Below are 12,279 nucleotides of genomic sequence, written 5' to 3' on the forward strand. Positions count from 1 at the left end.
CGGTCAGCCGGGTTCGACGACCACCAGGCCCCCGGTGAATCCCCGCGGCAGCCGCAGTGGGTGCCAGAGGTGGCCGACGTCCTGGTCCGGAGCCCCGGCCAGGGAGCGCACTCCGGTGCCCACGGCCTTCACGTACGCCTCCCGCCTGGTCCAGACGTCCAGCCACAGCAGGTCCCCGGCCCGGCCGGAGGCCCGGCCCAGGCGGGCGCGTTCGGCGGGGGAGAACAGCCGCCGGGCCAGGTCCCCGGCCCGGGGGACCGTACGGACCTCCTCGACGTCCACACCGATCCGGGTCCCGGGCACGAGCCCGCTGCCCACGGCGACGGCGACCAGGCCCGCGGCGTGCGCGATGCTCACGTCCACCCCCGGGGCGTCCGTCACCCACGGCCGTCCGGCCCGGTCCAGGGCGAGGCCCACGCGGGCGGGCGGCCGCCCGAGCATCCGCCCCAGCACACTGCGCAGCACGTACCGGGCGAGGACGAACTCGGCCCGGCCCAGGGGATCGGAGACGGCGTCGTACCGGGAGCGCTCCTGCGGGGCCAGCGCGGCGGCGGCCAGCTCCGCCACCGCGCCGGCCGGCAGACCGCGCCCGTCGGCCCACCAGGCACGCACGACACCGGGGCCCGCGGCGACCTGCCCGGCCGGGACGATCCGCCCCGCCGAGGCGAGCTGCCCCGCCGCGGAGACCCGCCCCGCCGGGGCGGCCACGACCGCCGCCGACCCGTCCGATCCGCTCCGCGTCACGGCCGGCCGGCCGCCAGCACCCGGTCGGCCAGCTCGTCCTCGGTCAGGCCGAAGTGCGAGGTGAGCGCGCTGATCCAGCGCTCCAGGCCGAAGGCCACGCACCCGGTGAAGGCGGGCTCGCCGTCCGCGGTGCGGATCTCGCAGCGCTCGCCGAAGAAGTTGCGGTGGAAGTTGAGCGAGCCGATGGCCAGCGAGCCGTCGAAGACGAACTCCTCCTTCACCGGGAAGAGCTGGGCCATCAGCGCGCGTCCGGCGCTCGCGTCGAAGAACGGGTCGGTGGCGGCCTCGATCTCGACCGGCAGCCCGAGCTCCGACAGGTAGCCCGTGATCTTCTTCCGGAACAGCTCCAGGTGGGCCAGGACCTCGTCCCGGGTGCCGACGCACACGATCTCCCGCATGCTGAAGCCCAGCAGCCGGCGCAGCGCGTCGTAGTGCGTCTCGCGGCGGAAACAGGTGGCCACGGTGGTCACCTTGTGGGGACCGTCCGTCAGCGTGCGGCCCGCCAGATCGAGGTAGACGTTGTAGCAGGCCGCCGAAGGCAGCGCGTACGAGGCCTCGGTGAGGTGCCCGGCGGGGAGCGAGGCCTCTCGCGGGGCGCCCGTCGCGTACTCCGGAGCGGCCTCCTCCGTGAGGGCCGCTCCCAGGATCGCCAGCTGCGGGAAGTTCTGGAAGTAGTCCAGCCGGTGCAGGTCCTCGACCCGCATCAGGGGCGGGTACTGCACCGCGTCGGCGCCGACCTCGGCCGCCCAGCCGGTGAACACGCCTTCCAGCGTGGCCCGGAGCCTCAGCGCACCCGGCCCGAGGGTGGCGAGACCGCCGCGCGTCGAGGGGCTACGGCCCGCCTCCGACGTGCTCACCGAACTCCCTGGGCTACGCAGACTCATGGAAGAACCTCTTTCGAATCGAATTGATCGTACGAAAATCCGACGGGGTGACGTTCTCCATCAAGATCTCTTCACCCGTCTGCTCCTCCAGCACGTAGAGGAAGTTGACGAAGCCGAGGGAGTCGAGGATCCGGTTCTCGACCAGGTCGAGGTCCGGATCGATCGAGGTCAGGTCCGGCCGCTTGGTCAGCAGGTACTGGATCACGGCGTCGAAGCCGGTCACGGTGCTCATGAGCGCGGCAGAACGTCGTCGGTGAAGATGCCCTCGTTCACGAGGAAGCTCATCGAGCGCTTGAGCATCTTGCGCTCCAGCTCGTGGAAGGCCGGGTCGGCCAGCACCTCGTTGCGCACCTGGTAGGGGTTCGGGATGCCCGCGTCCTTGAAGGCCGCCGGGTTCACCAGGCCGTCCACGGACTTGCGCAGGTACCGCTTGAGGTACAGCTCCAGCTCGGCCAGCTCCTCCGTGCTCAGCTTCTCCCGCAGCTGACGGTGCAGGTGCGAGACGATCTGCCGGCCGAAGGCGACGTGCCGGGACTCGTCCTGGTGGTGGATCGCGTTGATCTTGCGGATCGTGGGGTGCAGCCGGTCGTCGTCGCCCATCCGCTTGTTGAAGAAGTCGACGACCTCTTCGAAGAGCAGGAGCCGCGCGAAGACGAGGAAGTGGGCGGACTCGCCCTCGGACTTCATCTCCAGCTGGACGCCCTTGTCCGGGTAGACCTTGCCGCCGTAGAGCAGGCAGAACCGGGCGAAGAACCACATGTGCGAGTTCTCCTCGCCGATCATGTGGTGGAAGTACTCGGAGGAGAGGGCGAAGTCCTTCGTGTGGATCCGCGCGATGATCTCGGTGATCAGCTCACGGATGCCGTCGACGTTCAGGCTGTAGAAGTTGACGCTCTCCCACTTGCTGATCGCCCACTTCTGCTCCTCGGTGAACGACTCGGCCACCTTGGTCCCGTGGATGGACAGGAGCTCCGGAGTCATCCAGTACTGGTCCTCGGGCAGCGTCTCGGGCCAGTCGAACATCGTGTACGGGTCGTAGTGGTCGCGCTCGGACATCGACACGAGCCGGTCGAGTATGGACTGCAACTGCGCGTCGGCCTGCAGCACGGGCGTGCTCATCGGATCCTTTTCCTCTCTCAGTTGCCGGAGCCGTTGCCGGCCCCGGCCGTCTCGCGCGGAGCGGGCTGCTCCGCCGAGAGCTGGATGTCGGTCTGGTGGCGCGGGTGGGCGAACAGGCCGCCGCGGCGGTACCCGTTCACCGGTTCGTCCGCATGGTGTTCGGTGGGCAGCAGCCGGTTCAGCAGCGAGCCGGTGAAGGCCTCCGCGATGTCCGGGTGCGGGGCCTCGGCGTGGTGGTCGGCCAGGATGACGAAGGCCGGGTCCACGTTCTTGACCAGTCCGTCCTCGTCCACGACCTCCAGCCACGAATGGGCGAGGTCGAGCATCCCCATGATCCAGCCGCGCCGGGTACGGGCCTCGAAGCCGGCCTCCCGGCACCGCTCGGCCAGCTCCAGGCAGACGGAGATGCACGGGGCGTAGCCCTGGGCCAGCACCTCGTCCTTGCGCCACTGGAGTTCCTCGGGCATCCGGCCCCAGCGGAACCGGTCGGGGCCGTACGAGGTCACGATCGCGCGCAGCTCCTCCGAGACGATCTCCCGCCGCTCCCCGGAGGTCACGAGCACCCCAGAGGCGGTCAGCCCGGACGTGCCGCTCGCGGTGATGTCCTTCTCCCCGAGCGAGGCACCCTCGGGACCGATCGACAGGGACTCCGTCCAGCCGCCGCTCAGCTCCGGGTGGGGCGTGGCCAGGTTCCATTCGGTGCGCTCCGGTTCGCCCTGGCCGTGGGAGGCCGGCGGGGTCAGCGCGACGGAGTAGTTCCAGCGCTGGGGCCGGAACAGCGCCTCGGGATCGGCGTGCATCCAGCGCAGGGCGTAGCGCATCGTCTTCTCGGGCACGGAGGTCCCGGAGCCTGAGTAGAGCGCGAGGTTCACCAGGTCGAAGCGGTCGAAGCGCTCCGCCCCCGGTGTCCCGCCGTGCGGCAGGCCGCTGCGCAGCAGCTCGTCGAGGATCTCCGGCCCGCACTGGAGCAGTTCGAGCGCGGCGTCGCGCTCCACCCACTCGTCGCGCAGTTCCGGCGGGATCACCAGCAGGTCGCGGAGGGATTCGAGCCAGCCCTCCAGGCCCCGCGGCGCGGCGGGACGGGTCCACGGTTTGGCTTCGATGTTCATCCGTTGCTCCCGGAGGACGTCAGGCTTGTCAGGTTCGGCGGGGTCAGGGGCGAGAAGCGGGCCCGCAGCGCCGCCTTGTCGGGCTTTCCGTACGAGGCCGTGGGGATGTCCCTGACGAACTCGAACCGTCCGGGCACGTGCGCCGCGCCCAGGGCGCCGCGCACCGACGCGCTCAGTTCTTCCACGAGGCCGGGACGGCCTTCCTGCCACGGCTCCTCCCGGGAAACACAGACGGCGACCAGGGCCTCGCCCGTGCGCGGGTCGGGCACCCCGATGACGGCGGCGCGCCGGATGTCCGGATGGGCCGTCAGCACGTTCTCGACGGCCTGCGGATAGCAGTTGGTCCCGTCCACGATGACCAGGTCCTTCGCCCGCCCGGTCAGGTACAGGTAGCCGTCCTCGTCGATCACCCCGAGGTCGCCGGTGCTCAGCCACCCGTCCCGCAGCACCTCTCCGCTCAGGTCGGGCCGCTGCCAGTAGCCCGCCATCACGGTGGGCCCGGACACCTCGACGGCTCCTTCCGTACGGGGCCCCAGTGCGCGGCCGTCCCCGCCCGTGACCCGGAGGGACACCCCGGGCACCGCGCGGCCGACCGAGCCGAACAGCTCGGGCCGCGACGCGGCGGCCGCCGCGTGGTCCTCGGGACCCAGACTGGTGATCGCGATGGCCTCGGTCAGGGCGTAGCTCTGCCGCAGCCGGGGGCCGAGGCTGCGGACCGCCTGGGCGAGCCGGTGCGGGGTCACGGGCGCGCTGCCGTAGGTCACGGCCGCGAGCCCGGAGAGGTCGGTGTCCGCCAGGCCGGGGTGGTCCAGCAGCCGGTACAGGTACGGCGGGTAGAGGTACGTGGTGACCGGCCGCTGCTCGGCGGAGGCCTCGGCGATGCGCACCAGCAGCGCCTCCGGGTCGAACTCGTCGAACAGCTCGACGCTCACGTGGTGGCGCAGCAGGCCGCAGGCGATCGCACCCGCGGCGTGCGCCATCGGGGTCATGGCCAGGAACCGCAGCCCCGGCGGCGGGGCCGCGCCCGCCCAGGCGCCGGCGGCCGCGGTCAGCGCGCCGAAGGTGTACACGACCCCCTTGGGCAGGCCGGTGGTGCCGCCGGTGTACAGCACCCGGGCGACGTCGTCCTCGCGGGCCGCCACCGGCAGCGGGGCGTCCGACCGGGCGGCGGCCGCCGCGAGCAGGTCGGTCACGTCCGGGTCCGCGACGGGGCCCAGGCCGAACAGCAGCTTCACCCCGGCGGCGCGGGCGAGTTCGGCCATGCGGGGCCCCGGCAGGATCGGCCCGGCGCAGGCGAGGATCACGGCCGCGGGGGCGGCGTCGCGCAGGATGTGCTCGGCCACCTGCTCGCCGCCCGCCGCGTACACCGGGGTGTAGCTGATGCCGAGCAGGTGCGCGGCCAGGCCCACCGCCGACATCTCGATCGGGTTGGCGGCCAGCAGCACGAGCCGGTCCCCGCGGCCCAGGCCCGCGTCCCGCAGGACCCGGGCCGTCCGGTAGGCCAGGGACAGCAGCTCGGCGAAGGTCATGGACCGCTCGCCGTGGATCAGCGCGATGTGCTCGCCGCGGGCGGCGAACTGCTCGATGGCGCTGGTGACGTACGCGGCGGGGGCGCCGGAGCCGGGCGTGGTCACGGAGTCTCCTTCCCGGGGACGGTGGGGGTGGCGGCAGTGGCAGCGGTGGCGGCATCGGTGGCGGCGGCCGCGTCGGACGCCGTGCTCGTACGGAAGCGGCAGGCGGAGCCGCCGGTGCGCAGGCACTCCACGCGGTGGTCGCTGACCTCCGTCTTCAGCCCCTCGAACCAGCCCGCCCGCATCTGCGGGCACGGGCACTCGTAGCCCTCCAGCGTCCCGGCGCGCGCGAGCATCTCCAGGGCGAAGTTGCGGGTGACCGCCGTCTCGAAGGACTCCTCGCCGGTGACCTTGTTGGAGGCCTCCACGGCGTCCCCGGTCATCAGCTCCGAGATGCCGGTCAGCGCGGTGGCCAGCTCGGCGGCGGAGAGCCCCGGGCCCAGCCCCTCTTCCCGTGCGTAGGCGGAGGCGATCCGGCGGGTGACGAACTGCATCGCCTCCGCGTTGACCTCGTTCGCCGCGTCCTGGCCGAACCGCCGCGCGACCCCCTGGTACCAGCGGGCGTCGTGCAGCCACCAGAACTGGCGCAGCAGGTCGGCGGAGGGCTCGCCGGGGCCCGCCGGTCCGGGTGCCTGGGAGGCGGAACTGGTCACGGTGTCCTCGTCCTTCGGGTGGGAGCGGTGGGAGCGGGTGGGAGTGCGGTCGGTGCTGCGGTGCCGGGTGCTGCCGTGGTCAGACCGCCTCCGGGGCCCTGCCGAGCACGAGGCTCACGTTGTGGCCGCCGAAGGCGAAGGAGTTGGACACCGCCGCCTCGGGCGCCGCCGCGCGGGGCGCGCCGCGGACGTGGTCGAGTGCGCAGGCAGGGTCCGGCCGGTCGAGGTTGGCCGTCGCCGGCAGGCTCCGGTGGTGCAGGGCGAGTACGGTCGCCGCCGCCTCCACCGCGCCCGCCGCGCCCAGGAGGTGGCCGATGGCGCCCTTGACCGAGCTGACCGGCGGCCCGTCCTCGCCGAACACCGAGCGGACGGCCCGCGCCTCGGCCAGGTCGCCCACCTTGGTGCCGGTCCCGTGGGCGTTGACGTAGCCGATGTCCCGGGGGGCCAGCCCCGCGTCCGCCAGCGCGCGCCGCATGGCGTCCGCCGCGCCCTCGCCGTCGGGCCGGGGCGAGGTCGGGTGGTGGGCGTCGCTGGTCGCGCCCCAGCCCAGGACCCGCCCGTAGGCGTGCGCCGAGCGGGCGCGGGCGTGGGCGGCCCGCTCCAGGACGAGGATCCCGGCGCCCTCGGCGAGGACGAAACCGCTCCGGTCCAGGTCGAACGGGCGGCTGGCCGCGGCCGGATCGCCCGTCCCGGCGCGTGCCAGCGCGCGGGCGTTGCCGAAGGAGGTGGCCACGGAAGGGGCGAGCGCGGTGTCGGTGCCCCCGCAGATCACCACGTCCGCGGTGCCCTCGCGGATCAGCCGCAGACCCTCGGCCACCGACATCGCCCCCGCCGCACAGGCCGTGGCGATGGAGCTGCTGAGCCCGCGGACGCCGTGGCGGATGGCGATACGGGCCGCCGCCATGTTGGGCAGCATGCCGGGAAGGAGGTACGGGCTGACCGCGGCCCGGCCCCGCGAGGCGCGGGCCACGGCCTGCTCCTCGTACGTCGCGAGCCCGCCGGCGCCGGTGGAGACCACCACCGCCACCCGGTCCGCCGCCACGTCCTGGCCCACCGTCAGCTTGGCGTCGCCGAGCGCCTCGTCGGCGGCGGCCAGCGCCATGAGCACGAACCGGTCGACCGAGCGCGCCTCGGTGCGCGGCAGCAGGTCCAGGGCGGAGATCTCGGGGGCCACCCCGGCCACGTCGGCGCCGGTCGCGGCCCAGGCCTCGCCCTCCAGCCGGCGCAGCCCGGAGCGCTGGGCCGCGAGCCCGTCCACGAAGGCCGGTACGCCGATCCCGAGCGGGGTGACCAGTCCGATCCCGGTGACCCAGACGTCGTACTGCTCCCGGAGCCCGCTCCTCACGACTCCTCCCCGGCGAACGGCGCGGCGTCCGCTGCGGCATCCGGCGCCGCGGGCCGTACGAGCAGGGCGCGGGCGTTCGCGGGCGCGCCGTCCGGGCCGGCCTGTTCCACGAGCAGCAGCAGCGCCTCCGCGGCGTCGCCCCCGTCGACCAGGAAGCGGGTGACGTCCAGGGCCTCGCCCAGCGGATCGGCGGTCGCCGCGTCGGGGCTGAAGCAGATCACCGGACCGGCGAGCCCCCAGCGCTTGGCGATGTGGCCGACCACCGCGTTGGGCACGGACTGGAAGAACAGCAGGGGCGCCGCGGGCCGACCGGCGTCCACCGCGACCGCGGTCGCCGTGTGCGTCTCCAGGTCGCCGCCCCGGGAGGCCAGCACGATCGCCGTGCGTCCGGCCCGTCGTACGAGGTCCCGCGCGCCGGGACCGGCCGGCTCCGCTCCGGGCTCCGCCGCGCCCGGAGCCCCGTACACCTGCTCCAGGCAGCGGTCCGCGGCGGCCGAGGCCATCGGGCTGAAGGAGGAGACGGCGAAACCGGCCAGCGGCACCGGCAGCTCGGGGTCGCCCGGGGCGGGCCAGACGCCCTCCGCGAGGACCTCCACGGCAGCCGCGGGGAGGGTGGAACGGGTGGGGGACAGGGGCGGGGACGTGGTCATGGCGCGCTCACCACCAATGCGGTGTTGGCCCCGCCGAAAGCGGCGTTCAGGCTGAGGACGTGCCGGGGGGAGACCCGGCGGGGCGAGCCGAGGACCAGGTCCAGGCGGCAGTCGTCGTCGGGCCCCGAGTGGTTCGCGTTCACGGGGAGTTCCCCGCTGCGCAGGACCAGCAGGGTGACGGCGAGTTCGAGCATTCCGGACGCCTCCAGGGAGTGCCCGTGCAGGGACTTCGTGGAGCTCACCGGGATGCCGTCGACCGCGTCTCCGAGGGCGAGGCGCAGGGCGGCGCTCTCCGAGGAGTCGTTGGCGGGCGTGCCGGTGCCGTGGGCGTTGACGTAGCCGATGTCCGCGGGCGCCAGCCCGGCCCGGTCCAGCGCGGCGCCGATGGCCCGCGCCATCCCCAGGCCCTCGGGGTGCGGCCGGCACACGTGGTGGGCGTCGCCGGCCAGGCCCCAGCCGGACAGCACGGCGAGCGGCCGGGCACCGCGCGCGGCGGCGGCCTGCGCGGACTCCAGGACCACCGCGCCGACGCCGTCACCGAGCAGCAGGCCCTTCCGGCCGGCGCTGAAGGAGCGCAGGACGCCGTCCGGGGAGAGCGCCCGGCCGGCGGAGAACAGCGCGAAGTTGTCCTCGTCCACGAGGTAGCCCGCGGAGACGACCACGCGGTCCTCCCGGCCGGTGCGGATCCGTACGGCCGCCTCGGAGACCGCCGTACTGGCCGCGACACAGGCGTTGGTGTAGGTCCGGGCCGCGCCGAGCAGCCCGCAGGCCCGCGCCAGGGCGGCCGCGGTGTCCGAGATCGCCGACTTGCCCTGGACGGCCAGCGGCCCGCGGGCCACGGCCGGATCGGCGTGCCGGCCCAGCAGGAGCGGAGCCTGCGCCCGCTCCGCCGGCGACAGTCCGGCCTGCTCGCAGGCCTCCTCCACGACCCGGCGCAGCTCCTCGTCCAGGTCGGGCGAGCCCGGCAGTACGGCGGCGACACCCGTGCGGTACCGGTCCGTGGCGAACCGCCCGACCGGTCCGAACGCCGCCCGGGAGGCGGCCAGTCCCCGCCCGAGGGCCTCTTCGCCGCGGCCGAAGGCGCTGGTGACGCCGAGCCCGGTGATGACGACCGTCCGGTCCGCCAGGTCGGCCCGGTCCGTCCGGTCGGCCCGGTCCGCCCGGTCCGCCCCGGTCACGAACCGCTCCCGCCCGGCACGGGGGCGGCCAGGGCGCCGGCCAGCACCGCGACGGCGCCGTCGACCGTGTCCATGGCCTCCAGCTCCTCGTCGAGGTCGATCCGGATGCCGTACCGCTCCTCGACCACGTGCACCAGCCAGGCCAGCTGCAGGGAGTCGATCCGGTCGCCCACGTCGCCCGGGGCGCACTCGTCGTGCTGGGCCAGCAGGGCGATCACCTCCGGACGGCCGGGGGCGGGGGACCGGCCGCTCACGCCGAGCCAGCCTGGGCCGTGACCTGGGTCCGGCGCTGCTCGACCTGGGCGACGAACTCGCCGATGGTCAGGGTCTGCAGGGCCTCGACGTCCTCGTCGGAGAACTTGACCCCGTACTCCTCCTCGACCTGCATGACGAGTTCGGCGGTGGTGAGCGACTCCAGCTCCAGGCCGTCGTCGCCGATGGGGGTGGCGTCCGTGACCCCGGCCGTGTCGAGGTTCATGGTTTCGAGGGTGTTCACTACGAAGGCGCGCACAGGGGTGCTCATGAACTGGCTCCTTGTATCAGTGTTCGTATGTGTGTTCAGGACGTGTCTGGGCACCGGGGACGAGTGGGGGTGTCGGTGTCGGTGTCCCGGGTTGAGGTGTGGCTCGCGGTCCCGGTCGGTGACCAGCGCAAGCACGCGCACGCGCTGCTGCGGCGGGCCGCGGCGGCGGTGCTGGGCATCGGGCCCGAGGGCCTGGCCGTGGCCCGGGAACCGGGCGGACGGCCGTACGTGGTGTCACGGCCCGGCGCCGCGGACCGCGGGTCGAGGCCGCCGGTGCGGGTGAACGTGAGCGTGAGCCACACCCGCGGTCTGACCGCGGTCGCGGTCTGCACCGGCGGGGACGTGGGCGTGGACGTGGAGCCGGCCCGCGAGCTTCCGGCGGTGGCCCTCGCCCGGCGCTGGTTCGCCGAGGAGGACGTCCGCTGGATCGAAGGCCATGCACCCGCCCTGCGGGCCCGCGCCCTGCTGTGGGTCTGGACGCACAAGGAGGCACTGGGCAAGGCGGTCGGCACCGGGCTGGCCGGCGGAGGCCGGCTGCGGCCGGTTCCGCTGCCCGCCTCCGGCCTGCCGCCGGAGCCCGCCGGGCGTCCGGTGACCCTGCGGGAGATCTTCCCGGGCGCGGGCCTGACCAGCGCCGTCCCCGGCGGCCCGGAGGGCTACGTGCTGTGCGTGGCGGGCGGCCCGGGCACCGAGGGCGCCCCGGTGTCGGTCACCCAGGTGGACGGCTGAACTCCCGCGCAGCACAACGGTGTTCCCGCGCGGTGCTGCCGAGTCTCTGCGCGGCGCGACGGCGTTCCCGCTCCACATCACCGGGCTCACACCCGTTCCACGGCGGCGGCCGGCACCGCGGCAGACCGCTGCGCGGCGGCCCGCAGCGCGGCCGGATCGCGTACCGGCTTTCCGGTGGTCGTCCGGGGCAGGGCGGTCAGCGCGTGGATGCGGCGCGGCAGCTTGAAGCCGGCCACCCGCTCGGCGAGCAGGCCCTCCACGGCCCGCGCCGTGACCTGCTCGTCGAGGACCGCGTAGGCCTCGATGGCCCCGTCGTGGACCACCACCGCCTCGCGGACGCCGGGCAGTTCGGACAGGGTCCACTCGACCTCGGTGAGGTCGACCTTGAGCCCGCCGACCGACACCTGGGAGTCCAGCCGGCCCACGACGGCGAGCAGCCCGGTCTCCGGGTCGAGCGTCGCGGCGTCGCGGGTGCGCAGCCAGCCGTCCGCCCAGCGGTCCGGACCGGCCGGACCGAGGTACGGGCTGACGGGCCGCCGTACGAGGAGCTCCCCGTCCACCACCTTCGCCTCGATGCCCGGAGCGGTGCGCCCCGTGGCCGGCCGGGAGGCCCCGGACAGGTCGGCCGCGATGACGCCCGTCTCCGTCATCCCGTACACCTCGCCCAGCGGTACGGAGTACCGCGCGGCGAAGGCCTCGGAGACCCCGGGCCGCACCGACTCGCCGGCGGATATCGCCCCGACCAGGTGCGGCAGCGGCGGGGGAGCGGAGACCGAGGCCAGCAGCTGCGCGTGGAACGGCACGCCCGTGATCACGGTCGGCGCGGTCCGCGCGGCCACGGCGGCGAGGATGCCGTCGGCGCTCATCCGCTCCGGCAGCACGATCTCGACGCCCGCGTGCAGGCTGTGCAGCACCCCCGCCATCAACCCCATCGCGTGGATGAGGGAGTTGAGGACCACGATGCGGTCGCCCGGCCCGGGCATACCGGGGATCAGGGTGTAGCGGTGGACCTCGGCGACGAGGTCCGCGGCCGTGCGCCCGATCACCTTGGAGGGGCCGGTGGAACCGGAGCTGAGCTGGACGAGCGCGTGCCCGCTCGCGGCGGGACGCCCCTCGGGGTACGGCTCGGCCACGGCGTCGACCGTGTGGAAGCCGCGCAGCACGCCGAGGCGCACCGGCCCGGCCGGCCGGACGAGGAACTGAGGGGCCGTCCGCTGCAGCGCCCGGTCGCTCTCGTGGGCGGTCAGCCGGTGGTCGAGCAGGATCACCTGGGCCCCGGTCCGCCAGGCGGCCAGCAGGTGGGTGAGCAGCGCGAGCGACGGGGGCAGCTGGAGCGCGACCGATCCGCCGCGGCGCAGTCCGGCCTCCGCCAGCTCGGTGTGGCGGGCCACGACCTCGCGGCGCAGACCGGCGCGATCCAGCCGTTCGCCGATGTGCACCGCAGGCTCGGCGTCGTCGTGGCCGGCGTGCAGGAGCAGCTCGTCGACCCAGCTTCCGTCGTGCTGCTGCGGATCGGTCGTCCCGGGCCCGGGGCCCCCGAAATCGCTGATCACGAACAAACATCTCCCCGTTGCACTGCCCCGTTGTGCTGCTGATTCGCCCTGACTGGCTCAGCAGTTCCGCATAATAGAAACGACCCCTCAGGGACTGTCAAGCGTCATATGCAAAGCGCGACAGCATTCTTGCGGAATTGCGAATTCCTACTGCCGGGTTGCCTTGCGGGGCCGGGTTCGCGGTGCGGGAAATGTTTGACTGAACAGGGACTCCCTGTAGG

14 protein-coding genes are annotated in these 12,279 nt (G+C 74.1%); 1 reads left to right on the forward strand and 13 read right to left on the reverse strand.

All coding sequences use genetic code 11. The annotated features are described in order from the left end of the window. Positions 1 to 3: 3 nt before the first annotated feature. The 12 genes from ACE1OC_RS42100 to ACE1OC_RS42155 form a co-directional block, all read right to left on the reverse strand. A complete protein-coding gene (locus tag ACE1OC_RS42100) occupies positions 4 to 744 on the reverse strand; it encodes a 4'-phosphopantetheinyl transferase family protein (RefSeq protein WP_407841954.1) in 741 nt (246 codons plus the stop codon). Next, a complete protein-coding gene (locus tag ACE1OC_RS42105) occupies positions 741 to 1,601 on the reverse strand; it encodes an aminoacyl--tRNA ligase-related protein (protein ID WP_407841955.1) in 861 nt (286 codons plus the stop codon). Before ACE1OC_RS42105 ends, ACE1OC_RS42100 begins: the two co-directional genes overlap by 4 nt. Before the next feature lie 13 nt (positions 1,602 to 1,614). After that, complete coding sequence (locus tag ACE1OC_RS42110) at positions 1,615 to 1,860, reverse strand: acyl carrier protein (protein ID WP_389690550.1); 246 nt, start codon at positions 1,858 to 1,860, stop codon at positions 1,615 to 1,617. Further along, positions 1,857 to 2,747 carry a diiron oxygenase gene (locus tag ACE1OC_RS42115; protein WP_250745333.1) on the reverse strand — a complete coding sequence of 297 codons (891 nt, stop codon included), beginning with the start codon at positions 2,745 to 2,747 and terminating at the stop codon, positions 1,857 to 1,859. The genes ACE1OC_RS42110 and ACE1OC_RS42115 overlap by 4 nt, the downstream gene beginning before the upstream one ends. Before the next feature lie 17 nt (positions 2,748 to 2,764). Next, on the reverse strand, positions 2,765 to 3,856 hold the full coding sequence (locus tag ACE1OC_RS42120) for a hypothetical protein (protein WP_407841956.1): 1,092 nt from the start codon (positions 3,854 to 3,856) through the stop codon (positions 2,765 to 2,767). Further along, entirely contained in the window at positions 3,853 to 5,490 is a 1,638-nt protein-coding gene (locus tag ACE1OC_RS42125) for an AMP-binding protein (protein WP_407841957.1), read from the reverse strand. Before ACE1OC_RS42125 ends, ACE1OC_RS42120 begins: the two co-directional genes overlap by 4 nt. After that, positions 5,487 to 6,080: an L-2-amino-thiazoline-4-carboxylic acid hydrolase gene (locus tag ACE1OC_RS42130; RefSeq protein WP_407841958.1), complete on the reverse strand. Its 594-nt coding sequence runs from the start codon at positions 6,078 to 6,080 to the stop codon at positions 5,487 to 5,489. Before ACE1OC_RS42130 ends, ACE1OC_RS42125 begins: the two co-directional genes overlap by 4 nt. 79 nt (positions 6,081 to 6,159) lie before the next feature. Beyond that, positions 6,160 to 7,425 (reverse strand): beta-ketoacyl-[acyl-carrier-protein] synthase family protein, encoded by a 1,266-nt coding sequence (locus ACE1OC_RS42135; RefSeq protein ID WP_382978040.1) that lies wholly within the window; start codon positions 7,423 to 7,425, stop codon positions 6,160 to 6,162. Further along, on the reverse strand, positions 7,422 to 8,075 hold the full coding sequence (locus ACE1OC_RS42140; protein ID WP_407841959.1) for a hypothetical protein: 654 nt from the start codon (positions 8,073 to 8,075) through the stop codon (positions 7,422 to 7,424). The genes ACE1OC_RS42135 and ACE1OC_RS42140 overlap by 4 nt, the downstream gene beginning before the upstream one ends. Next, positions 8,072 to 9,202: a beta-ketoacyl-[acyl-carrier-protein] synthase family protein gene (locus ACE1OC_RS42145; protein ID WP_407842054.1), complete on the reverse strand. Its 1,131-nt coding sequence runs from the start codon at positions 9,200 to 9,202 to the stop codon at positions 8,072 to 8,074. The genes ACE1OC_RS42140 and ACE1OC_RS42145 overlap by 4 nt, the downstream gene beginning before the upstream one ends. 47 nt (positions 9,203 to 9,249) lie before the next feature. Beyond that, entirely contained in the window at positions 9,250 to 9,507 is a 258-nt protein-coding gene (locus tag ACE1OC_RS42150; protein WP_407841960.1) for an acyl carrier protein, read from the reverse strand. After that, on the reverse strand, positions 9,504 to 9,776 hold the full coding sequence (locus ACE1OC_RS42155) for an acyl carrier protein (protein WP_407841961.1): 273 nt from the start codon (positions 9,774 to 9,776) through the stop codon (positions 9,504 to 9,506). Before ACE1OC_RS42155 ends, ACE1OC_RS42150 begins: the two co-directional genes overlap by 4 nt. Positions 9,777 to 9,857: 81 nt before the next feature. Between ACE1OC_RS42155 and ACE1OC_RS42160 the strand changes: the two genes are divergently transcribed. Then, complete coding sequence (locus tag ACE1OC_RS42160) at positions 9,858 to 10,505, forward strand: 4'-phosphopantetheinyl transferase family protein (RefSeq protein ID WP_407841962.1); 648 nt, start codon at positions 9,858 to 9,860, stop codon at positions 10,503 to 10,505. An 86-nt stretch (positions 10,506 to 10,591) separates the two neighbouring features. Here ACE1OC_RS42160 and ACE1OC_RS42165 read toward each other — a convergent pair whose 3' ends face one another. Then, positions 10,592 to 12,055: a class I adenylate-forming enzyme family protein gene (locus ACE1OC_RS42165; protein WP_407842055.1), complete on the reverse strand. Its 1,464-nt coding sequence runs from the start codon at positions 12,053 to 12,055 to the stop codon at positions 10,592 to 10,594. Positions 12,056 to 12,279 lie beyond the last annotated feature (224 nt).

The organism is Streptomyces stoeckheimensis, assembly GCF_045822005.1.
Classification (GTDB): Bacteria; Actinomycetota; Actinomycetes; order Streptomycetales; family Streptomycetaceae; genus Streptomyces; species Streptomyces stoeckheimensis.

What these genes read in the sequence shown, in the direction of transcription:
- ACE1OC_RS42110 (WP_389690550.1), bottom strand. Translation starts at nt 1,860, where the DNA reads ATGAGCACCGTGACCGGCTTCGACGCCGTGATCCAGTACCTGCTGACC.
- ACE1OC_RS42115 (WP_250745333.1), bottom strand. Translation starts at nt 2,747, where the DNA reads ATGAGCACGCCCGTGCTGCAGGCCGACGCGCAGTTGCAGTCCATACTC.
- ACE1OC_RS42120 (WP_407841956.1), bottom strand. Translation starts at nt 3,856, where the DNA reads ATGAACATCGAAGCCAAACCGTGGACCCGTCCCGCCGCGCCGCGGGGC.
- ACE1OC_RS42140 (WP_407841959.1), bottom strand. Translation starts at nt 8,075, where the DNA reads ATGACCACGTCCCCGCCCCTGTCCCCCACCCGTTCCACCCTCCCCGCG.
- ACE1OC_RS42155 (WP_407841961.1), bottom strand. Translation starts at nt 9,776, where the DNA reads ATGAGCACCCCTGTGCGCGCCTTCGTAGTGAACACCCTCGAAACCATG.